This is a genomic window from Streptomyces sp. NPDC028419, from assembly GCF_055565515.1.
The window spans coordinates 458,253-479,178 of the sequence record NZ_JBVHUE010000001.1 but is presented as its reverse complement, the minus strand read 5'-3'; the positions used below and the strand labels follow the sequence as shown (position 1 = coordinate 479,178).

25 protein-coding genes and 1 tRNA gene are annotated in these 20,926 nt (G+C 69.5%); 7 read left to right on the top strand and 19 right to left on the bottom strand.

Annotated elements, in window-relative coordinates:
• Window positions 1–148: 148 nt before the first annotated feature.
• A complete protein-coding gene (locus tag ACZ4UB_RS02310) occupies window positions 149–1,174 on the bottom strand; it encodes a hypothetical protein (protein WP_468067696.1) in 1,026 nt (341 codons plus the stop codon).
• Between the two features lie 238 nt (window positions 1,175–1,412).
• Here ACZ4UB_RS02310 and ACZ4UB_RS02305 point away from each other — a divergent pair, with 238 nt between their 5' ends.
• A complete protein-coding gene (locus tag ACZ4UB_RS02305) occupies window positions 1,413–2,357 on the top strand; it encodes a Yip1 family protein (protein ID WP_468067695.1) in 945 nt (314 codons plus the stop codon).
• Between the two features lie 69 nt (window positions 2,358–2,426).
• On the opposite strand, the gene ACZ4UB_RS02300 is transcribed toward ACZ4UB_RS02305, so the two are convergent.
• Together ACZ4UB_RS02300 and dcd are read right to left on the bottom strand one after the other, a co-directional pair.
• The gene (locus ACZ4UB_RS02300; RefSeq protein WP_354383399.1) at window positions 2,427–2,924 is read right to left on the bottom strand and encodes a phosphoribosyltransferase; all 498 of its coding nucleotides are present in this window, start codon (window positions 2,922–2,924) and stop codon (window positions 2,427–2,429) included.
• Complete coding sequence (dcd, locus tag ACZ4UB_RS02295; protein WP_354383400.1) at window positions 2,921–3,508, bottom strand: dCTP deaminase; 588 nt, start codon at window positions 3,506–3,508, stop codon at window positions 2,921–2,923. The genes ACZ4UB_RS02300 and dcd overlap by 4 nt, the downstream gene beginning before the upstream one ends.
• A gap of 468 nt (window positions 3,509–3,976) precedes the next feature.
• Here dcd and ACZ4UB_RS02290 point away from each other — a divergent pair.
• A tRNA-Gly gene (locus ACZ4UB_RS02290) sits at window positions 3,977–4,047 on the top strand.
• Between the two features lie 54 nt (window positions 4,048–4,101).
• Here ACZ4UB_RS02290 and ACZ4UB_RS02285 read toward each other — a convergent pair.
• The 15 genes from ACZ4UB_RS02285 to ACZ4UB_RS02215 form a co-directional block, all read right to left on the bottom strand.
• Complete coding sequence (locus tag ACZ4UB_RS02285; protein ID WP_468067694.1) at window positions 4,102–5,286, bottom strand: tyrosine-type recombinase/integrase; 1,185 nt, start codon at window positions 5,284–5,286, stop codon at window positions 4,102–4,104.
• The gene (locus ACZ4UB_RS02280; RefSeq protein ID WP_468067693.1) at window positions 5,286–5,555 is read right to left on the bottom strand and encodes a helix-turn-helix domain-containing protein; all 270 of its coding nucleotides are present in this window, start codon (window positions 5,553–5,555) and stop codon (window positions 5,286–5,288) included. Before ACZ4UB_RS02280 ends, ACZ4UB_RS02285 begins: the two co-directional genes overlap by 1 nt.
• A 506-nt stretch (window positions 5,556–6,061) precedes the next feature.
• On the bottom strand, window positions 6,062–7,537 hold the full coding sequence (locus ACZ4UB_RS02275) for an ATP-binding protein (protein ID WP_468067692.1): 1,476 nt from the start codon (window positions 7,535–7,537) through the stop codon (window positions 6,062–6,064).
• A 2-nt stretch (window positions 7,538–7,539) separates the two neighbouring features.
• Entirely contained in the window at window positions 7,540–8,388 is an 849-nt protein-coding gene (locus tag ACZ4UB_RS02270) for a bifunctional DNA primase/polymerase (protein ID WP_468067691.1), read from the bottom strand.
• Window positions 8,385–9,113: a DNA methylase gene (locus ACZ4UB_RS02265; protein ID WP_468067689.1), complete on the bottom strand. Its 729-nt coding sequence runs from the start codon at window positions 9,111–9,113 to the stop codon at window positions 8,385–8,387. Before ACZ4UB_RS02265 ends, ACZ4UB_RS02270 begins: the two co-directional genes overlap by 4 nt.
• A 296-nt stretch (window positions 9,114–9,409) precedes the next feature.
• Entirely contained in the window at window positions 9,410–11,527 is a 2,118-nt protein-coding gene (locus ACZ4UB_RS02260) for an FtsK/SpoIIIE domain-containing protein (protein WP_468067687.1), read from the bottom strand.
• Window positions 11,528–11,623: 96 nt separating this feature from the next.
• Window positions 11,624–11,815: a DUF6257 family protein gene (locus ACZ4UB_RS02255; RefSeq protein WP_468067735.1), complete on the bottom strand. Its 192-nt coding sequence runs from the start codon at window positions 11,813–11,815 to the stop codon at window positions 11,624–11,626.
• 88 nt (window positions 11,816–11,903) lie between these two features.
• A complete protein-coding gene (locus tag ACZ4UB_RS02250; protein ID WP_356411190.1) occupies window positions 11,904–12,098 on the bottom strand; it encodes a hypothetical protein in 195 nt (64 codons plus the stop codon).
• 85 nt (window positions 12,099–12,183) lie between these two features.
• Window positions 12,184–12,375: a hypothetical protein gene (locus ACZ4UB_RS02245; RefSeq protein ID WP_468067685.1), complete on the bottom strand. Its 192-nt coding sequence runs from the start codon at window positions 12,373–12,375 to the stop codon at window positions 12,184–12,186.
• A gap of 31 nt (window positions 12,376–12,406) precedes the next feature.
• Window positions 12,407–12,781 carry a DUF6251 family protein gene (locus tag ACZ4UB_RS02240; RefSeq protein WP_468067684.1) on the bottom strand — a complete coding sequence of 125 codons (375 nt, stop codon included), beginning with the start codon at window positions 12,779–12,781 and terminating at the stop codon, window positions 12,407–12,409.
• Window positions 12,774–13,037: a hypothetical protein gene (locus ACZ4UB_RS02235; RefSeq protein WP_468067682.1), complete on the bottom strand. Its 264-nt coding sequence runs from the start codon at window positions 13,035–13,037 to the stop codon at window positions 12,774–12,776. The genes ACZ4UB_RS02240 and ACZ4UB_RS02235 overlap by 8 nt, the downstream gene beginning before the upstream one ends.
• Before the next feature lie 52 nt (window positions 13,038–13,089).
• Window positions 13,090–13,935, bottom strand: a complete 846-nt coding sequence (locus tag ACZ4UB_RS02230) for a DUF2637 domain-containing protein (RefSeq protein ID WP_468067681.1) — start codon at window positions 13,933–13,935, stop codon at window positions 13,090–13,092.
• On the bottom strand, window positions 13,932–14,198 hold the full coding sequence (locus ACZ4UB_RS02225; protein ID WP_468067680.1) for a DUF6284 family protein: 267 nt from the start codon (window positions 14,196–14,198) through the stop codon (window positions 13,932–13,934). Before ACZ4UB_RS02225 ends, ACZ4UB_RS02230 begins: the two co-directional genes overlap by 4 nt.
• A 91-nt stretch (window positions 14,199–14,289) precedes the next feature.
• A complete protein-coding gene (locus ACZ4UB_RS02220) occupies window positions 14,290–14,733 on the bottom strand; it encodes a protein kilB (RefSeq protein WP_468067679.1) in 444 nt (147 codons plus the stop codon).
• Window positions 14,734–14,763: 30 nt separating this feature from the next.
• On the bottom strand, window positions 14,764–15,234 hold the full coding sequence (locus ACZ4UB_RS02215) for a transcriptional regulator (RefSeq protein WP_468067678.1): 471 nt from the start codon (window positions 15,232–15,234) through the stop codon (window positions 14,764–14,766).
• 411 nt (window positions 15,235–15,645) lie between these two features.
• Between ACZ4UB_RS02215 and ACZ4UB_RS02210 the strand changes: the two genes are divergently transcribed.
• A complete protein-coding gene (locus ACZ4UB_RS02210) occupies window positions 15,646–16,512 on the top strand; it encodes a GntR family transcriptional regulator (protein WP_468067677.1) in 867 nt (288 codons plus the stop codon).
• Entirely contained in the window at window positions 16,496–17,203 is a 708-nt protein-coding gene (locus ACZ4UB_RS02205) for an HAD family hydrolase (protein WP_468067676.1), read from the top strand. Before ACZ4UB_RS02210 ends, ACZ4UB_RS02205 begins: the two co-directional genes overlap by 17 nt.
• A gap of 126 nt (window positions 17,204–17,329) precedes the next feature.
• On the opposite strand, the gene ACZ4UB_RS02200 is transcribed toward ACZ4UB_RS02205, so the two are convergent.
• Window positions 17,330–17,935: a hypothetical protein gene (locus ACZ4UB_RS02200; protein WP_468067675.1), complete on the bottom strand. Its 606-nt coding sequence runs from the start codon at window positions 17,933–17,935 to the stop codon at window positions 17,330–17,332.
• A gap of 833 nt (window positions 17,936–18,768) precedes the next feature.
• Here ACZ4UB_RS02200 and ACZ4UB_RS02195 point away from each other — a divergent pair.
• The 3 genes from ACZ4UB_RS02195 to ACZ4UB_RS02185 are packed head-to-tail and all read left to right on the top strand — an operon-like array spanning window position 18,769 to window position 20,877.
• Window positions 18,769–19,197, top strand: a complete 429-nt coding sequence (locus ACZ4UB_RS02195) for a hypothetical protein (RefSeq protein ID WP_468067674.1) — start codon at window positions 18,769–18,771, stop codon at window positions 19,195–19,197.
• Window positions 19,198–19,206: 9 nt separating this feature from the next.
• A complete protein-coding gene (locus tag ACZ4UB_RS02190) occupies window positions 19,207–19,626 on the top strand; it encodes a hypothetical protein (protein WP_468067673.1) in 420 nt (139 codons plus the stop codon).
• A gap of 21 nt (window positions 19,627–19,647) precedes the next feature.
• Window positions 19,648–20,877 carry a S1 family peptidase gene (locus ACZ4UB_RS02185; protein WP_468067672.1) on the top strand — a complete coding sequence of 410 codons (1,230 nt, stop codon included), beginning with the start codon at window positions 19,648–19,650 and terminating at the stop codon, window positions 20,875–20,877.
• Window positions 20,878–20,926: the final 49 nt, after the last annotated feature.

The following is a 20,926-nucleotide window of genomic DNA, read 5'->3' as shown; positions in this document are numbered from 1 at the left end:
CACTATCCCCTTCCCACAAACCCCCCCCCCCCCCCCACCCCCACCCACCCCCCCCCCCCCCCCCCCCCCCCCCCCCCCCCCCCCCCCCCCCCCCCCCCCCCCCCCCCCCCCCCCCCCCCCGCCGTGTGTGCGCCCGGCGCGGGCGGGCTCAGCCCTGCCGGTCGGCGCGGTTGCGGCGGAACATCGCGAAGCCGAGGCCCGCGGCGCCGATGGCGGCCATGCCACCGCCCGCGGCGACCAGGGCCGGGCCGCCCGCGTCGGCCTGCGAGGCGACGCCCTCGGCGCCCGCCTTCACGCCGCCCTTGGGCACGACCCGGTCGGAGGTGACCGGGGGCTTCTGCTGCTTCTGCTGCTTCTGCTCCGCGGTGTACTTCTCGATGAGCTTGCCGCCGAAGTCGTAGACCCAGCTGCTGCCGCCGTTCTTGCCGTCGATGACGACGAACTTCACGCGGTGGCCGTCCCGGACCAGCTTGTAGGTCCAGCCGTCCTTGACCTCGCTGGGGTTCTTGAGGTCGATGGAGCCGAGGAAGTTCCCGTTCGCCGTGAACAGCTCCACGCGCTTGCCGTTCGGACCGTCGATCAGCTTCGCGATCCGCCCGTCGGGCATCGTGAGCCGGACGGAGGTCTCCTTGCGGACCTCCTTCTTCTCGTCCTTCTTCTCGTCCCGCTTCTCGTCCCGCTTCTCGTCCTGGCCCTCGATCCAGGAGGTCACGGTGCCGTTCGGCTGGAGGGCGACGTGCATGCCGTTGTGCTGGCCGTAGGCGGGCTCGCCGTCCTTGCTGACCAGCGTGTCCAGCTTGGTGGACCCGGCGAAGACGTCGGCCTCGAAGTGCTGGTCGCCGATCTTGTAGACCTTGGCGACCGAGCCGTCGGCGAGCTTGACCGTGGTCACGAACGCGCGCGGCTTGCCCTTGTCGGCGTTCTTGTCGGCGTTCTTGTCAGCGTTCTTGTCGGTCTTCTCGTCGGTCTTCTTGTCCGGGGTCGGCGTGACCGGCTTGTCCGGGGTCGGGTCGGTGACCGGCTGCTCGACGCCGGGCAGGACCTCCGCGTCCGGGGCGGTCGGGGAGTCGGCGAAGGCCGCGCCCACCGGCAGGGCCAGGACGGCGACCGCCCCGGCGGTGACGGCGGCGGCGCGGAGGGTGGTGCGACGGGGGCTTCGGCGGGTGCTGCGCATGGGTCGGCTCTTCCTCGTGGACTTCGGACGTCGGGCTCCATCCGAAGCTACGGGGGACATATGTGCGTATCCGGTAGACAAGGTAACGAACACCCACAGAGTGCGACGCAGCCGTGTAAACCGGGCCTGGGGCCAGCCCCCCGGGGTTCCCCTAGGGGATGTCACAGGTCAGCCGCAAAGGCCCCCGGTTCCGGCCGCCCGCACACCGCCGGTCGCCGGACCAGGTACGTTCGGTCACGTGGCAGGATTCAGGATCGGACGCGGCCGGGACAACAACCGCGCTCCGCAACAACCCCCGCAGCAACAACAGCCGTACGGGCAGCAGCAACAGCCGCCGTACGGTCGGCAGCCGCATCCCCCGGCAGGACCGCCGCCACAGCAGCAGTGGCCGCAGCCGTCGCCCGGGGGCCACGGCGAGCCGGAGTACTTCGACCCCCGCTCGGGCGCCCCGGGCGGGCCTCCGTACGCGGGCGGCCAGGGGTACGACGGCTACGGCGACCAGGGTGGTCACGGCGGTCAGGGCGGGGGCTCGTACGCGGACAACCCCGGGTACACGCAGGCCTTCGCCATCGGCGAGGACCCGTACAACCAGGGCGGGACCTACCACGCGGGCGCGGCCCAGGCCCCCCTCGGGCCGACCGGTCCGCGACTGGGGTGGAAGGACCTGCTGCGGGGCATCGTCATGCGGCCCGGCCCGACCTTCCTCCAGATGCGGGACTACCCCGTCTGGGGTCCGGCGCTGATCGTGACCTTCCTGTACGGCCTGCTCGCGGTCTTCGGCTTCGACAAGGCCCGCAAGGACGTCATCAACGCGACGCTGGCCAATGCCGTCCCGATCGTCCTCACCTCGGCCGTGGCCTTCGTCATCTGCGGCCTGATCCTGGGCGCGGTCACGCACACCCTGGCCCGCCAGCTCGGCGGCGACGGCGGGTGGCAGCCGACGATCGGCCTGTCGATGCTGGTCATGTCCGTCACGGACGCCCCGCGCCTGCTGTTCGCCCTGTTCCTGGGCGGCGACAACGTCCTCGTGCAGGTGCTCGGCTGGGCCACCTGGGTGATCGCCGGAGCCCTCTTCACCTCGATGATCAGCAAGTCCCACGACCTGCCGTGGCCGAAGGCGCTCGGCGCGTCCGCGATCCAGCTGATCGCCCTGCTCTCGATCATCAAGCTGGGCACCATCTAGACCGCCCGGCACCCGCAGCACGCGCAGGAGGGGCCCGTACGCACCGCGTACGGGCCCCTCCTGTCATCTCTAGGCGTCGAGGACCTGGCCCTCACGCTTCACGACGGGCGGTTCGACCGACCAGGGGAAGTTGATCCACTCGTCGGTCTTCTTCCACACGTACTCGCACTTCACGAGCGAGTGCGACTTCTCGTAGATGACCGCGGAGCGGACCTCGGCGACGTGGTCGAGGCAGAAGTCGTGCACCAGCTTGAGCGTCTTGCCGGTGTCGGCGACGTCGTCGGTGATCAGCACCTTCTTGTTGGTGAAGTCGATCGCCTCGGGCACGGGCGCCAGCATGACGGGCATTTCCAGCGTGGTGCCGACGCCGGTGTAGAACTCGACGTTCACGAGGTGGATGTTCTTGCAGTCCAGCGCGTACGCCAGGCCGCCCGCCACGAAGACACCGCCGCGCGCGATGCTGAGGATGACGTCCGGCTCGTAACCGTCGTCGGCGATGGTCTGCGCCAGCTCGCGGACGGCGCGGCCGAACCGCTCGTAGTCGAGGTTCTCGCGTACTTCGCTCATGCCTGGTGCCTCACCTGGGTGCGGTGGAAGTTCTGGAAGGACCGTGACGCCGTCGGGCCGCGCTGCCCCTGGTAGCGCGAGCCGTAGCGCTCGCTGCCGTACGGGAACTCGGCGGGCGAGCTGAGCCGGAACATGCACAGCTGCCCGATCTTCATGCCCGGCCAGAGCTTGATGGGTAGGGTCGCGAGGTTCGACAGCTCCAGCGTGACGTGCCCGGAGAACCCGGGGTCGATGAAGCCGGCGGTCGAATGCGTCACCAGCCCCAGGCGGCCCAGGCTGGACTTCCCCTCCAACCTGGAGGCGATGTCATCGGGGAGCGAGATGACCTCGTAGGTCGAGGCGAGCACGAACTCGCCCGGGTGGAGGATGAACGCCTCGTCGCCGTCGGGCTCGACCATCCGGGTCAGGTCCGGCTGCTCGGTGGCGGGGTCGATGTGCGCATAACGGTGGTTCTCGAACACCCGGAAGTACCGGTCGAGCCGCACGTCGATGCTGGAGGGCTGCACCATCGAATCCTCGAACGGGTCGATGCGAACCCGTCCGCTGTCGATCTCGGCACGGATGTCTTTGTCGGAGAGAAGCACGTCCCGAGGATACGCAGAGCGCGCGGGCCACCCCCAATCGAGTGCGCCCGCGCGCGTCCGTCCGCTCCTACCGCTCCCGCTACCGCTTCGGCGAACCGACGGGCACCGCGTGCCGCAGTCGCGCGCACCGCGGACACCGGATGAGCCGCCCCGGACCGATCCGGCCGGCCCCGAGATGCTGCATCGGGAACGTAGCGGTGCTGAATACATGCCCTTCGGCACAACGGACGACGGTGTGCTCCATCGAGTCCCTTTCCCCAACGAGCCGTGCTGCGACGAATCGCCACATTAGGGGATGAACAAGACCCACTCCAGTCGCCGCTCCGCACCCCTAAGGTACGCCCCAACTCCCGCCCCCACAGCCGCCGGTACCCCCGACGCGCCCCAACCCCACCGGGCCGAATTCACCGACAAGGGATCATGGGGTACAGTGTGCAACGATGCGGCACCAAGTAATTGGCCCGCTGCGCGGATGTAGTTTAATGGTAGAACATGAGCTTCCCAAGCTTATAGCGCGGGTTCGATTCCCGTCATCCGCTCTTCCAAGAAGGCCCAGGTCAGCGACCTGGGCCTTCTTCGTTGTCTAGACCCTTTCAGGAGTCCCGCACCACTTGCGCACCACTTGACTCTTTTCCGGCCTGCTCGGCGGCCTTCTCCCTGGCGGCCCGCACCATTCCGTCGAGGCCCCCGGCGACTTCCTTTTGCCGCTCATGATCCGAGTGCTGGTAGATCAGCGCCGCTTTCTCCGAGGACTGGCCCGCGCGGACCATCGTGTCCTTGAGCGTGGCCCCGGACCGCGTCGACAGGGTGTGCCCGGTGTGACGAAGGTCGTACGGCCGGAACGACTTGGGCAGACCCACTTTTACCCGGGCCTTGGCCCACTTTCGACCGAACGTCGTACGCCGGAACGGCGCCCCCTTCTCCCCCACGAAGAGCAGACCCTCCGGCCCCTTCTCCGCGTACCACGCAAGGTGCCGCCGCAGCTCTTCCCGCAGGAATTCGGGCAGTACGACGACCCGCTTGCCTGCCTCGCTCTTCGTGGGACCTTCGGCCCGCCGCCCTGTGTTCAGCTCCGGCGCGGCCCGCCGCACCCGAATGGTCATGGCGTCGAGGTCGACGTCTTTCCGCCGGAGTTCGGCCTGCTCCTCGGGACGCATCGGTCCGTAGGCGCCCAGGAAGACCATCAGCCGCCACCGGATCCCGATCGCTTCGGCCAGCGCATCCACCTGCGCCACCGTCGCGACTTCCCGTTCCGGGGCGACCTCCTTGCCCGCGCCCCTGATCCGGCACGGGTTCCGGCGGATCAGTTCGTCGTCGACCGCCGTCTCCAGGATCGCTTTGAGCAGCCGGTACGACTTGGCGACCGTGGTCGGTGCCTTGGTCGTTTCCAGACGCTCCGTCCGCCACTCCCGAACGCGGGGCGGAGTGATCTCGTCGAGGTCCCAGCCACCGAAGGTCGGTTCGATGTGCAGCCGAAGCAGGCGCTTGTACAGCTCCTCGGTGGTGTCAGCGACTCCTCGCTCCCCCACCCACTTGGCGGCGTATTCCCCGAAGTTGACCGCCCCGGCGTCCGGATCCCTCCAGTTCCCCCGGGTCAGGTCGGCCTCCACCTGGGAGAGCCAGACCTCGGCGTCAGCCTCAGTCTCGTAGGTGTTGGGGGACCTCCTCCGCACCCCGGTGGGGTCGAGGTAGGAGGCGGTCCAGAAGCCGGACCGGTACTGGCGGACGGCCCCGAACCGGCGCTTGCCCTTGCCCTTCTTGGGACGCTTCGCTGTCATCAGGCGGCCCTCCGAATCCGCCGACGGGCAGGCACTGCCGGCACTTCGCTCCGGCGCATGTACTCCTCCAGCACGCTCGCGGCGATTCGGACGTGCGTCCCAAACTTGCTGTAGGTGATGCGGCGTTCGGCGATCAGGCGGCGCACGAACCGCTCGTCCGGCATCCCCAGGTGTTCCGCGGCTTCCTTCACGTTCAGAAAGCGCTCCTCCAAGAGCGCCGCCTGTGTTCTCGGTGCGGCCAACAGGTGCCGCGCTCGGGTGCTGCTCACGCGTGTCTCCCGGTCGGGAAATGGGCCTGCGGCCCGCTGGTTGATGTCCGTCGCTCACTCGGTCGTGGGCGGCGGTGTGCCCGAGGTCCTGATTTCTGCGTCACCGCCGTCATGCGCGTCATTGGGCGCACTGACCTGCGGTTTTGGGTGACTCAGGATGCGGTTGTGTGTCACCGCTCTACGTCACCGGCGTCACCGGGTGACGGAGAGCGGTGACGTGGGTGTCGCGTGATGACGCAGCTTTGGCTGTCCGCGTCACCGGTGTCTGCGCAGGTGGTGGGCCCTTTGGGGGTCGGTGGTGTCGCGGGTGACGCAGCGTCTCTTCTCTTAGGAAAAAGAGAGAGAGTTTCTGTGGTGGTGGGGTGCGCCTTGGAACGCGAAGAGCGAGCCGCTGCGCGGCGCGACTTGTGCAGCGGCGGCGAGCCGCCGGAACAGCAAGAGGAGCACGCGCTCCCGGGGGTGGGTGCTCCTCTTGCTTGTGCCGGGACCGTCCCCGTCGGCGCGGGTTAGAACGCGGCCTGCTGCTCGGCGGGCGACGGCCCGGCCGGGCGGAGCATCTCGATGTAGCGGGCCGTCTTGGTGCGGCCCCAGTCGACCAGGACACCGCGGGCGGCCAAGGTGGGCTGGAGCCGCTTGAGGCGGTCGGAGAAGACCTTGCCCGTCGTGGGCCAGCCCTTGGGCAGCGGGCGGAAGTCATCGCCGGTATAGAGCTGGGTGAGGAGGTGCAGCCACTCGGTGGACGTCATCTGTGCTTCCGCGCCGGGGTCGAGGGTGGCGGCGTGCTTGAGGACGGTCTGGGCGAGGAGGTCGCCTTCAATGACGTCGTCGTTGAGGTCGTCGAGGCTGGCCCGGTAGGCGGTCAGCGAGCTGAGTCCGGTCGCCGCGTCCAGCTGGGCGCACAGGTGGGCGAAGTCGGCCATGCGCAGGTCGGAGGGGATGTTGGCCTGGGTGGCGCGGACCTTGACGGTGAGGTCGAGGAGGGAGCCGAGGATGACGGGCAGTGCCGGGGCGTACTCCGCCCACAGCTCCGCTTCCGTGCGCCGCACCTGGGGGCGGACCAGGCGCAGCGGGAGAAGGCGTTCGGCGAGGTCGGGGCGGATCACACCGACGTCGATCCCAGTCAGCAGCAGGGGGCGACGGTAGCGGGAGCGGACGACGTCCCCGTCGGTGAACAGGGCACGCTTGATGCTCTCGGCACCGGTGACGATGCAGCACATGAGGTCGGAGAGGTCCGGGGGCAGGTGGGAGAGGTTGTCCAGGGCGGTGACCCATCCGGCGGCGACGGCCGTGATCAGGTTCTCCTCGTCCTTCGGTGCGCGGCGCAGGTCACCGGTCATGCCCTCGATGATCCGCACCAGCATCCGCCCGGCGGTGGACTTCCCGGCGCCCTGGGGGCCGGTGAGGAACGGGGCGGGGACGGGGACGACGGGTTCCAGGCAGCCGATCAACCAGGCGATGGCCAGGCACTCGCTCTCGGCGTTGGCGAAGTTGCACAGCCGCAGCAGAGCGTCGATGCCTTTGCCGTTGGTGTCCTGGGCTGGCAGGGGCAGTTCGCCGGTGAGCTGGGTGCGGCGCCAGCACACTTCGCGCGGATCGGGGACGCGGATGTCCCAGCCGGTGGGGTGGATGCGGACCGACTGGCCGTCGTCACGGCCAAGGTCGAGCCAGGTCGCGCCGTCGAATCCCGGGGCGACCCGGATGTGGGTGGCCTGCACGTCCTGGCTGAGTGCGAGTGCTTCGATCAAGTCCAACGCCTCCTTGAGGGCGGTTCCGTTGAACACGCCGTGGCCGTCGTGGAAGAGGCCGACCATGAGTTCCTGACGGTGGCTCCCGGTCGTGCCCTGGGAGCGGATGGGGCGGGCGACGGGGTGCCCGTTCTTCTGCGCGTAGACGGTGCCTTCGGTAGTGCGGAAGTACCGGAAATGCTGCTGCGCGTAGTCGGTGATGATCTGCCGGGCCGGGTTCTTCTCGTCCTCGGGCATGGCTACAACCCCAATGCGGTGCGGGCGTTGAACCAGGCGTCCTCGCAGTGCCGCAGGGACTCGCCCTTGGCGTGCGCGGCGGTGAACAGCTTGCCGATGTGCGCCTCGGTAAGGCAGCCACACCGGCCGTGCCTGGACAGGACCACGAGGAAGACCCGGTACACGGCCCGGTGGATGCCGTCGGACGCCTCTTTGATGCGCTGCTCCGCCATGGCGATGCCGCGTTCGAGGTAGACGGGCGAGCGGTGCCGGCACACCCTGTCGACGGCCACCGGCAGCACCGCGCCGACGCGCGCGGCGGGCCGGACCGGGGCGGGCTCCTTGACGGTGAGCGCGCGCACGAGGTCCGGCAGGGCGGTGATCTGCCCGGTGCCGGGCCCGTACCAGCGGGCGTAGGTCAAGGACGACTTGATGTCCACGCCGGGCCGCACGCCGTTCGAGGACTGCATAGCGCCGCGGTAGATCCAGTGCTCCCCACGTGTCGTGGGCACGGCCTTGGTGGCGGGGAGGGACTGGCGGGCCCAGGCGATGGCGTCGGCGTTGTCGAGGTCCACGACGGTGAGGCGGGCCCCGCCAGGGTGGTAGGCGACGGCGCCGGCCTGCTGCCAGGCCCGGGCCCATGCCGGGGAGGTGAGGACGTCGGGATCGGTGGTGGCGGCGGCCCAGGCGTGGCAGGGAGCGGGGCACTGGCAGGGCCCGGCGGCCAGCATGTGCGGGCGGTCGCCGCATGCCGAGCCGGCGCAGGACGGGCAGTTCCCGACGGGGAGCTTGCCCTCTCGCAGCGGCAGTACGGGCAGTCCGATCTCGGCGAGCCAGAGCGCGGTCCGCAGGTGCCCGGTCGTGGTCCTCATGCGGCCACCGCCCCGGTCAGGGTGTGGGCGAGGAACGCGCATCCGAGCCATTCGCTGTAGGCCGGGGGGATGGCCTCGGTGAGTTCTTCGCGGACATCGGTCCAGTCGATGCCCATGGCCGCCTGCATCTCCGCGACGGTGGCCTTACCACCGCCCTTGCCGTACGCGGCGACGTACGGGCCGTCGTGGTACTCGCCGTGCCGCCAGCCGCGTACCCGGCCGCGGTGCGGTCGGTGTTGCGGCTGCTCGGCGCTCCAGCCGCCGAGTTCGAAGTTCCGGTGACGCAGGACGCCGAGGCCGAACTGTTCGCCGCACAGGGTGATGTCCTTGCGGACATCGGCCTTGCCGTCGGGCTGCTCGATCACGTACGGCAGCCCGGACGCGTCGAGGAGTTCGCGGGTGGGGGCGACAAGGTCGGTGTGGATGCCGCCCCAGCCCATGGCCTGGTTGGTGCCCACGGTCAAGGCGCACTTGCCCTGGCACGGCGGGGACGCGTGGGCCGCCGTGAACCGGCGGATCTCGCCTGAGGCGATCAGATCTGCCAGGACCCTAAGAGCGTCGCCCTGGATGAAGGAGAAGGGGTAGTTCGGGCGGGGGAGGATGTCGACGCCGGTCACGGCGAATCCGGCTCGGTGGTAGCCCATGGCCGCGCCGCCGGCGCAGGAGAACAGATCGAGTAAGGCCGGACGGTCGTGGTCTCGCCGGAAGTGGGTGGTGTGAGTCATGCTTGTCTCTCCAGTTCTTGTGGGTTCTGGACGAGGGCGGTCCCAGTCATTGGCGTGAGTGGGGACCGCTCTCGGCATGTCCGGGCTGGTGAAGCGGAATCCCTGCCGCGGAGCGGGCAGGGAGGCAGGGACACCCCCTGTCGGGGTGCGTGTGGAGGGGGTTTTCGGGGGCTGACCTGCGGTGCCTCCCTGCCTCCCTGGCAGATCATTTGTGCAGCTCAGGGCCAGGGAGGCGGGTCAGGGAGGGGGTCAGGGAGTTCTCCCTGCCTCCCTGACCATGCGGGGGTCGGCTCCCTCTACTCGGCGGCGGAAGCGGAACCCGCATCGGGGTGGTTGGCGAGGACGCGGGCGACGCGCTCGCGACCGATGACCATCCGGCCGTCGGACTTGTACGGCTCAGCCCCGGTGCCGTCCAGGACGCGCTTGAGGTCCAGGAACGACCAGCTGCCGTAAGCCTGCTTGTTCAGCGCGGCGAGCCGCTTGAGGACGTCCTGAGTCAGGACGCGCGTCTCGGTGCCAAGGACGGTCAGGATGTCCCCGAGCGGGTCGAGGGCCGGGCCCGGGGCCGTGGTGCGCGCGGTGGTCACACCGCCGCGCAGGGCCTTGGCCCGCTCGGCGATCTCGGCGGCCTGCTCGGTGTCGATGTAGTGGGTGCGGACGGTGATGGAGGCCTGCCCGGCGGGGATCGTGATGCCGTCGGATGCGACGACGACGGTGCCCTTGTCGAGGCCCTGGCGGAGCAGGTGCGGGGCCGCGCCGCCGTCAACGGCCTTGTCGCCCAGCGCCATGCGAGCCTGAGACTCAGTACCCAGGGCGAGAGAGACACGCGTGTGTGCCCCCTCCCGGACGAGCTTGGGGAGGTTCTGGTCGGTGGGGTCCTGCGTGCCCTCTTCGAGGATCACGTCCACAGCCCGGCCCTGGTTGTGGATCTTCCGGACGGCCATGAAGTACCGGGAGGTTGCCTTCGACCCGCCGTACGGGCGCTTGTCTGTGCCGACGGCCGGGCACATGAATGCGACCTGCGCTTCATCCACGATGCCGACAAGCGGGTCGAAGACGGTGCCGGGCGGGGCCTGGATCCGGCGTTCCATCTCGGCGACCATGCCTTCGACCATCTCGGTCGCGGCGATGACGTGGTCGTCGGTGGGGCCCTGAATGAGGGTGGTGGCGAGGCCGTCGAACATGGCCCAGTCGCCAACGCCCTTGAGGTCGGCGATCCGGAACTCGACCGACTTGTCGAGGGCCAGCCACAGGGCGAGCGCGCGCAGGGCGGCGGTCTTGCCCTGGTTCGACAATCCCGTGATGAGCAGGTGGCGCTGGTAGAGGCTCAGCGTCGCCGCGTCGCCGCGCAAGTCCTGGCCCCAGGGGGCTTTGCCGGTCCGGTAGTTCGCGGTCATCGTCTCGTCGGTGACGAGCGGGGAGGGGCCGATCGGCTGGTCGAGGGCGCCGGAGTCGGCGATCCACAGCCGGACCGTGCGGGCGGCCGTCGGCAGGGTGATGAACACTTCGTGCTCGTGGCGGGCGAGGTTCTCGGCGAGCTTGCGGCGCCGCCCCTGGACCTCGGCGGTCGAGACGCCGGAGGGGAGAGTAACGTCGACCTCGACGCCGCATCCGGCGATCCGGATCGGGCCGAGCATCGCCGCGCCGGCATCCCCCATCTCCTTGATCGCGCGCCGCAACGGAGCGATACCGAGGTCGCGCAGTGCGGTGACGACGATCGAGGGGGTGATCGGTGCCCCGGCGTCGTCGCGCTGCTGGGCGGGGAGCGCCCACTGGGGTGCGGTCTGCTGACGCTTGCCGACTCCCCACAGGGCCAGTAACGCCAGCCACGGCCCCGCCATCAGCGCGGGCCCCCACACGACGGTGGCGACCACGACGATCCACCGGATCAGGTCGATCACGGCCGTGATGGGCCCGATCACCCAGGTGATGTCCTTGTTGGCGACGGCCAGCACGATCCCCAGGGCGAGCAGGCTCCCGACGGTGAGGCCGGTGCCGTACAGGGTGCTTTTGGCGAGGTCGGGGGCGGAGCGGAGCAGGTCCATGCGGCGCTGGTGGCGGCCGCTGCGGAAGCGCTGCAGCCGGTCTTCCCACTCCTTGGCCTCCTCGAAGTTCCCGCCCGCTTCGGCGGCGCGCAGCATCCGCTCGTAGCGGGAGGCGGTCCGCCCGTCCCAGGTCCGCTTGGCGGTGATGCGGGTGCCCCCGATGACGTACATGCCGTGGCGGGCGACGAGCCGCGCGGCGGTGCGGGTCTGCTCGCTCGTGACCGCCGCACGCACGCCGCGGGCGGTGCGCTTCCACACCCGCACCGGCCCCGCCGGGACGGCGGGAGCGGCCGGGGCGGGGGCAGCCACGGGGATGGTTCCGGCCGCGGTCAGGGGGTCTTTGAACAAGGGGACGACGTTGTCGGTCATGCTGGGGGACTCCTGCTCTCGCTGCACAGCGGGGGTGGGGTAGGACCCCGGAGCGGCGCGGTTTCCTTGGCCGGGACGGCCGCTCCGGGGGCACAGCTACTTGCCGTTCTTGCGGTCAGCGGCGGCCTGCTCTTCGCGGTCGCGGGCGCCGTCGATGATCCGGTCGATCTTCTTTTCCAAGTCGCCCTGGTAGACGTTCTCTCCGGCGATGCCGCGCTTGGCCATCCGGGCGATGTACCAGGCGAGCTTGGTGGTCTCACCAGCGGTGAACTTCGGGTCCTTCGCCATCACGGGACTCCTTCCGGAGACCGGTCTGTCCGGCTCCCCTCACCACCCACCCGGCGCGGGGTGGGTGGATCGGGCAGCTGTCAGGGGCTCAGTGGTGGCAGCAGTGGTGCTGGCAGCAGTTCTGGCGACGCGGGGTCGGGCACTTGTGGCGCCGCTTCTCTGCCTCCGCGACCGTGCGGGATTCGGTGGTGAAGCCCTTGAACCCGCACGAGGAGCAGACGGCCTGGTAGCGGTAGAGCCGGTGGCGCCCAAAGGGGGTGTAGACGTTGACGTCCGCGGTCATCTCGAATCTCCACTTCCGGGGCCGGTCTGTCCGGCTCCCCGCCCGCCCCCGGAGACGACCTCCCCCGGGGGCGGACAGGCAGCTGTCAGGCGGCCCGCAGTTCGTGCGTGTGGCAAAGGACCGGGGCGATCAGCGGACTGATCCGGTTGACCGTCCACCGGCCGTCCGTCAGCGGCCCGGGCGGCAGCTCGTCCACGATCCGCCCTGTCCTGCCCGTTGCGCGGGGGTCATCCGCACAGGAAATGATCAGCACCCTGTCACCTGCCTTGAAGGCCATGTCAGGCTCCGTTCGGGAGGAAAGTTCGCGGTCAGCGGCGGCGGCGGACCTTGCGTACGTTCTGCACGGCCGCGGTGCCGGCGTCCCCGCCGATGGACTTCACGACGGTGTGGACACCCCACGCGAGGATCAGCGCGAGGAAGGCGAGGAGCGCGATGTTCGCGGCGATCGCGGTAAGGACGCCTACCAGCAGCGGGCCGAAGTACACCCCGGCCGCCATCGCCCCGGCGCCGACCCCAGAGCCGAGGGCGATGCGCTGGACGGTGCGGTCCGGCGGGGCCTGGTGGATGTGCTGGTGGATGACCTGCGCCCCCTGCAACGCGGCCGGTACCGGGGCGGTGTCGGCGTAGACGTAGGTCCCGTCCGGGAGCTGCACGACCCGGGCGGGTTCGGGGAGGTTATTCACCGGAGCGCTCCTTGCCGGTCAGGTAGTAGGGGCGCGGGACCGCGCGGCAGGTCTCGGCGTGTTCCTGCGCGCCCCGATGGACGGCGTCGGTGTCGCCGCTGCTGGATCCGCGGCCGCAGCCCCGGCAGTCCCAGCTGTCGCCGTAGCTGCGGTTCTTGCGGACGTCGACGGTGGCTTCGGGGTCGGAGAGGATCTCGGCGGCCTTGGTGAGGTAGCGGGCGAGGACGCCGGTGGGCCACACGGTGAGGCTGGTCATTGCGGATCTCCTTGAGGAAGGTCACAGGGGGTGCGCATGCCGTGCAGGGCCATCAGGCGATCGCCGGGGCCGTGTTGTTCTGCCGTTCGGCGCGCAGGGTTTCGCGCAGGACCCGGGCCTTGGCCGGGGACGTCCGCAGCGCCTTGCGCAGGGCCTCACCGGTCAGCTCCTCGACTGGCCACGCCTCGGTGATGCTGCGTGCCTCGGAGAGGAGTTCTTCCGGGCTGCGGACCGGGCGGGTCGATCGGGCGGCGTCGGGGACCCGACCGGTCGCCCGACGCTGACGCGGTGCGTCGGCAGCGGCGACCAGCGGTTGGGCCTCGACCGGATCGGGCACCGGGTCGACTGCCTCGACCGGCCCCGGCTCCAGCGCGGCGATCGGGTCGACGTCCTCGACCAGGGGTTCGCCCCGGTCAGAGGTAGACCGATTTACATCGATCTGCACCGATTCGATGGGGGTCGGCTCGATCGGGGGCCGGTGATGGAGAACCTTGGCGACGAGATCGGACCCGAAGTAGATCGACCCGACCGGAAGCGACGTCGCGAGCAGCACGAGCGCCCAGTTCGTCAGGTTCCCGTCCGCCAGTCGACTCCAGCCGATCGACTCACCGTGGAGTTCGGGCAGCAGGCCGTGGACGTAGTTCAGGACCAGAGAGGCGAGGGTGTATCCGGCGAGGACCCGCAAGGCGAACTTGCGGGCTTCGTTGGTCAGGACCAGGGCCGCGACGAGGGCGAGGGCCATGAGGCCGTCGACCACGAACGGATAGAGAGTCGCCGCGACCGCGTCGGCACCGATTGCCTTCGCGATGTCACGCAGGGCGTTCCAGGAGACCCGGAACGCCATCGCGACCACGACCACCAGCGCCAGGACAAGGGCCACCTTGGCGTTGCGGTTCACGCCGCGCCGCCAGGCACGTGCGTGATGGCCTGGTTGGTCAGCTGTCGCCGGATGGCGAGGACCTTGCGGCGGGCCCGGCGGATCCGGCGCTCGTCCAGCTCGGACGGCGCCCGGTCCAGCACCATGATCTCCGCGTCCAGGAGTTCGACGTCCGCCAGGATCAGCGGCAGCTCCCACTCGATCGCGTCCAGCTCCGCATCCGACGGCTCCAGTCCGTCCGACCACGGGGTAACAACGTCGTGAAGTGCAACGATGGGCTTCATGGGTCTTGCTCCTTCGAGAGAGGAACGGGACTCAGCAGCCCCCGGCGTTCCAGCGCCGGGGGCTGCACAGGTTCAGGGGTGAAGCGGAAAGTCAGGTGCGGGCGGCCTGGCGCACAAGGCCGTCGGCCGCCTCGATCGCGAAGGACCGCAACGCGGTCAGCGCCGCGTGGTCGGGAGCGCCGCGCAGGGCGTAGACGGCGGTGGCGGCGGCCTTGGCCTGCTCCGCGAGTTCGGGAGCCAGCAGCTCCAAGGTCACCAGCGGCGCGGTCAGCGCCGAGCGGGTGGTGTGGCTGTCGGCGCGGGCCGCCTCGTAGGCGTCCCCGGCACCGGCCAACCGCAGATCCTCACGCAGCCACATCGCACGGCGGTGATCCGCCAGCGCCGCCACCAGAGCGGTTACAGCGGCCAGCCGCTCCCGGCGCACCTCGTGCGACCGGGCCTCGGCCCGCTCCACACGGACGGTGCGCTGCTGGAGTACGAACGACGTCGCGGACCCCAGTAACGTCCCGAACACGGCTATCAGGCTTGCCCACATATCGGATCTCCTCGCAGATGAGAGACAGGGTCAGACGGTGGCGATGATCAGGGCCGCGACCAGCAGCCACACGTGGTGGAAGGACTGGTCCAGGGCGTAGGCGCCGGTCCCCAGGTGCGCCGCCGGAGTGCCGGCGGAGGTGACCGGGTGCACCGGGTGCCCCGGGGTGCCGAGGCTGTAGAACTCGGCCTTGCCGGTGACCTTGGCCAGCCACGCGAGCGTGGTGCGGCGGTCCGCCCACCAGTGGGTGACCGCGTCCACGCCCAGACCGGCCACCAGGCCAGCCGCGGTGAGGTGCAGGTCGAGCAGTAACGCGACCGGCAGCAGGACCACCAGCTTGGTGACGGTCAGGCCCGCCACGTGGCGGGTGTCGGCCAGACGGCCCGTCCAGCCGGGCTTGCCCTTGTCGGCGGCCTGGCAGGAGGACTGCACCCAGTGGTCACCCACGCTGTGAGCGACGTACAGGGCAGCGAAGACAGCGGCGAACGTTGCAGCGTGCACGAGGACTCCAGACGAGAGCAGTCGAAGGTGACGTGAAACCGGCCGGACGAACCGGCCCCGGCTCCCCTCAACTCCGCCCGTACAGCGCCGAAGCACCGGACGGGCGGAGGAGGCAACCGGCCTCCACCTCTAGGGCGGAGAGGGCTGATGAAGTGCATTGGTCGTCTCTTTCCAGGAGCGCGCTCCTGGGGGTAGGCAGAGACCTGCCGTCCGGTTGACAAGGGATTCCGGCGCCCTCGGCCGCTAGGCCTCCGCACCCTGACCAGCACCGATAGGCGCAGGTCCCCGTTCCAGCCTGACCAACTTGGCTAGCCCGGTGGGCACAGGAACAACGTAGCCAGCCTGGCTAGTCACGTCAAGAGATGGATAGCCAGGCTGCCCAAATAGTCAGGTTGGTCGTAGCATCGAGGCATGACCTTTGCGCCTGAGCCCTTGGACCCGGACGACGATCGGCCGCCGTACGAGCAGGTCGCGCGCAGCCTTGGCGCGGCAATCCGCACGAGGAAGCTGGCTCCCGGCGAGCGGCTCCCCTCGCACAAGATGCTGACCGACCACTACGGCTTCGCCCGTGCCACGATTCAGCGGGCCCTGCGTGACTTGGAAGACGAGGGCCTGGTCGTGTCCCGGAAGGGCAGCGGCGTGTTCGTCAGGAACCGCACAGAGCGGCCAGCAGGCCTACGCCCCTACGTCGAGCAGGCTTTCGCCTCTCGGAACGTGACGATCGACTTCGCGGGGTTCTCCAGCGAGACGTTGCATGGAGCGCTGCAAGAGCCGCTCGACAAGATCCGTGTCGGCCGCCTGACCCCGTCGAGCATTCGAATCCGCATCCTCGTCCCCGACATGGCGGTGCCCCAGGCGGCTCCCGTGCGGCGGGAGGACTGCGGTGACGACCCGCGGCTTCGGGCCCGCATGCACGACATCATGGTCGGCTACACGCGGAGCATCTCCGACGCCATAAGCGAGCTGAGCCATCTCGGCCTCGTCCAAGAGAGCAGCGTCCACGTTCGCGTCCACAGCGGAACGCAGTTCTTCAAGCTGTACGTGATCAACAACGAGGACGCGTTCTTCGGGTACTACCCGATCCGCCCGAACAAGGTAGTGGCCCAAGGCGACGCCATCGAGATCTACGACCTTGTTGGCAAGGACACGATCCTCTTCCACCACTCGCTCAACGAAGGCGACGCGTCCAGCGGAGCGCAGCAAGTAGAGCAGGCCCGCATGTGGTTCGACAGCGTGTGGGAGACGATCGGGAGGGACGCCGATGCCGACGCAAGCTGACACGCTGAACGCTGTACTCAGCGCCTCGAAGGCCGTCCTCTTCGACTTCGACGGACCCATCTGCGACGTGTTCCGAGGCGTCCCCGCGCCAGGCATCGCTGATGAGCTGGCCGACCTGCTCGCGACGCTGGCACCAGCCTTGGAGATCCTTGCGAGGGCCACGGATGACCCCATGGAGGTTCACCGTCTTGCACAGCAGGGGGGCCCGACCGTTCTCGCGGCAGTGGAAGCGGCGCTAACGGCGGCAGAGATCCGGGCGGTGAAGGTCTCCGGCGCCCCTACTGACGGCTCTGTCCAAGCCCTCCGCGCAGCAGGCGATACAGGCCGGCATGTCGCGGTCGTCAGCAATAACTCCGCCGAGTGCGTTCGGGAGTACCTGACCCTGCACAGAGTCATGGGAGTTGTCGACGAGATCATTGGGCGCCCCGTGCTCCAGCCCGACTTGATGAAGCCGTCACCCCACCCCCTGCTAACCGCCGCTTCGGCCTTCGGGGTGGCCCCCAACCTCACCGTGCTCATCGGCGATTCCCTGACGGACGTCGAGGCAGCACAGGCCGCTGGAGCCAGGAGCATCGGGTTCGCGAACAAGCCCCACAAGGAGACCTCGCTGGCCGACGCTGGTGCGGATGTGGTGGTGCTCCGAATGGGCGAGATCGCAGACTCGCTGCTCCTGCTGAGCGGGAACAGCTAATCAGCGCCAGCCCCGGCCATCTCGGGTCGGGGCTGTATCAGTCCCACACCTAAGCCAAGGCCGGGAGCCAATCGGCGCGCCTCGCGCCGATAGAACCCTCGGGTGCAGCCTCGATAAGATGCCATGTCAGGGAGCAAGCTCCTTCTTGACCTGCTCGACCTGCGGACCGGCGTCCGCCTTCGGCATCGTCCAGCGGTAGGCGGTTCCGGCGCCGTCTACGTACACGAGCGTCCCGCCGGCCTGCACGGTCTTGAGGTCGAAGACCTGGCCGTCCCACACGAAGCTGCCAGGCTGGACCGACCCTCCCGCGTTGTAGCTCTCGGCCACCACGTTGAACGCGGCGCCGTTGCCCTGCTTGATGGCCTGCCCGTCGGAGGCGATCCAGCTCCAGCCGCCACCGCTGATCGGCGCGGCCTGCCCGGCGGCCACCGCGGTCATCGGCTGGACCTTCACCGTGACGAAGGCGAACGACTCCGCCTGCGGCTTCTCCGACGTGGAACCTGCGGGCAGGTAGGCGACTGTCGTGGGCGTCAGCTGGAGACGTCCGGTGCCGCCGGCGCCAACGGTCTCCGCCGGGGTACCGAGCCCGAGGGCCTGCGGGGCCGCGGGCGCGGAGGTGGCAGGGGCGGGAACTCCGCTCCCGCCACGGGGAGGAGCGGGGTCCGGCTTCGCGTCGCAGGCGACAACGGAAGCGAGGAGGAGCAGGGCAACGGGAACGGTACGCAGGCGCATGGGACCCCCAGGTGGTTGAAGAGGCGACCGTACCGCCGAGGGTGCTGGAGGCGCGGGCCTGTTGCGGAACTGCGACCTCCAGGTGGCAGGGCTCGCGATAACCCCCGCGCACCGAACCCCAGTTGGAGAGGGTGACCCCGGATAAGATGCCATATCGGCTGCTCCCCGCACACGCGGGGATGGCCCCGGGGGCTCGGTCCGCAAAACGTTTTGCGGAACCCGCTCCCCGTACGCGCGGGGATTAGACGGGCATCGCGGCTGCACCACTTGCGCACCACATGGCGCGGAAAATCACGGTCAACAGCGGTCAGCGACGATCCCCTTCGAGGGTCACCAGGAACCTCGAACATGCAGGTCAGCAGCATGATCGCGGCTGTCAGAACGGGGATTCCCAAGCTTATAGCGCGGGTTCGATTCCCGTCATCCGCTCTTGCAAGAAGGCCCAGGTCAGCGACCTGGGCCTTCTTCGTTGTCTAGACCTTTCGGGGCTGACATGCCCTCCGGGCCATGGCGTGGCGGACACCGGAAGGAGCGCGACGAGTCGCCCGAGGTGCTCCCCTTCGTCGGCCGGGTGGTGGTCGATGCCGGCCTCACGCAGCAGCTCGCCGACCTTCTCGCCGCAGAGAAGGCGAAACGGGCCGTTCGGGGGGCGGGCCATCAAGGTGCCGGTGTCCATCGGCCGTCTACTTCGGCGTCAGCCGGGGTCCAACACACCGCGCCCGCCTGAGTGTTGATCTCTCGTCTGCCGGTGTCCGCGACCGTGGTTCCCGTCCGGTCACGGACACCGGCGCCCCCCGGTTGGGGCGCCGGCAGGCGATCCAGGAGGACCTCAAATGTCCCGCGTTCCCTTCCACACCCGTGTCGCAACCGCCGCGGCCCTGGTGACGGCCGTCGTGCTGCCGCTCACGGGCTCGACCACCGCGTCGGCGGCGGTCCCGGCCGGCGTGCAGCAGGCGCAGAGCCCGGTCCAGGCCGCGGACACGCCCTCGACCTCGGCGATCAAGAACGGCGGCTACGTCCAGATCAACTGGATCCCGCCCTTCAACGTCGGCAAGTACGACTGGGTCGGCCTCTACAAGCAGGACCCCGGCGTCATCGGCCTCAACAACTACGTCGACTGGCAGTGGGCCTACGGGAACGGCACCTCGTACGTGACCGGGGTCCCGGCGGTCAGCGGAGACTACTGGACCGCCTACATCTCCTACGACTACTCCTCGGGCCAGTACCGCATCGTCTCGTCCAGCCACGACCACATCAACTGAGGCGTGGCCGTGCTGATCAGAACAGCGGCAGCGGCCCTCGCGCTGCTGTGCGTGCTGCCGGTCCAGGCCGCCTCGGCGGCTCCGGTGGCGGCCGCCTCCGCCGGGGCCGTCGCCCGGTCCGTGCCGGGCACCTGGGCCGCCGCCGTCCACGTGAAGGAGACCCAGATCGTCACGATCGGCTGGGACTACGGCGGCAACCCGGTAGGCAAGTACGACTGGGTCGGGCTGTACGGCTGCGACCCGCAGGAGTGCGGCGTGGACAACTACGTCCCGGGCGCCTGGCAGTGGGCCTCGAACGGCACCTCGTACACCTTCACCCGGGCGCTCGCCGACTCGCTGGTGGGCGCGTACTGGACGGGCTACGTCTCCTACGACTACGCCTCCGGCCAGTACCGCCTGATGTCCTCGCGGATGAACATCCTCGCCTGAGACGACGACAAGGAGACAATCATGAAGGTTCGCAGGAAGATCCTCCTCAGCAGCGCGGTAACGGCCCTGCTCGCCGGGCTCGCCCTGGCGCCCGGTGCGACGCCGAGCTCCGCTCAGGGCAGCCTAGGGTTACCGGCCCCTTCCACCCCGCAGACCGCCGCGCGTGCGCTGGCCGGCCCGCTCGGCATGCCGGAGCGGGAGGTGGCGCGGCGGCTCGACGCCCAGGGCGCGCTGGTGGACACCGGCACGTCGTTCACCCACAGCCAGGGGGCGACGGCGGCCGGTGTCTGGCTCGACGTGATGCGCGGCGAGGTCCACGCGAACGTCGTCGACGAGGCGGGGGAGAGCGCGGCGAAGGCCGCAGGGGTCATCCCGCACCGCGCCGAGTACACCACCGCGGCGCTCAAGGAGGTCCATGGGCGGCTGGATGCCGCGTCCCGCGAGGGGCGGATGCCGAGGGACAGCTCCTGGGGGGTCGACGAGCGTACCGACCGCGTCAAGCTGGAGATCCCGGAGTCCGTGAACGGCGAGACGCTGCTGCGCGAGGCTGGTGTGACCACGGAGGACCGCGGGAAGGTCACCGTGACCACCCACCGTGGGACCTCCGTCCGGCAGACCAGTCTGGTCGGCGGCGACGGCCTCAATGACCCGGGCGGCATGAACTGTTCGGCCGGGTTCATGCTCCAGAGGGGTGAAGACGTCTATCTGACAACGGCCGGTCACTGCTGGGGCGTGGGAACGCCGCTCCGGCGGAGCAACGGGACCAGGGACGGGCAGGGCAGGGAGCTCATCGGCACCGTGTCCGAACGGCACTACCCCGTGGCGGACTACGCGCTGATCAAGGTCGACAATCCGCGCGACTGGGCCCCCTCGGGAAGGGCGGTGAGGACCTCTCAGTGGAGATACAACCTCTACAACGGCTACATCGACAACCCGGACGCCCAGATGAGGACCGGTCTCTACACCTGCGCCTCCGGCTGGGAGTCCGGCTGGAGCTGCGGCACGTACGTGGGCTCCGGGTGGAGCACCACCAACCCTGACGGCACGACCACCTACGGCCAAATCCTGGTCAGCGGCCTGAACTCGACGTACGGCGACAGCGGAGGAGCCGTCCTGTACGGCGACAAGGGCGTCGGAACCGTGAACGGCGATATGAACACCGGGGGGCAGAAGCTCATCAGGGTCCAGCCGCTCGCCACGATCATCCGCAACTCCCTCGGTGCCCTCAGGGTGGTCGACTGGAATTCGTAGGCACCGCTCCCGGGCGCCCTCGTTCAGCGTTTGTCTACCGGCTCGCGTC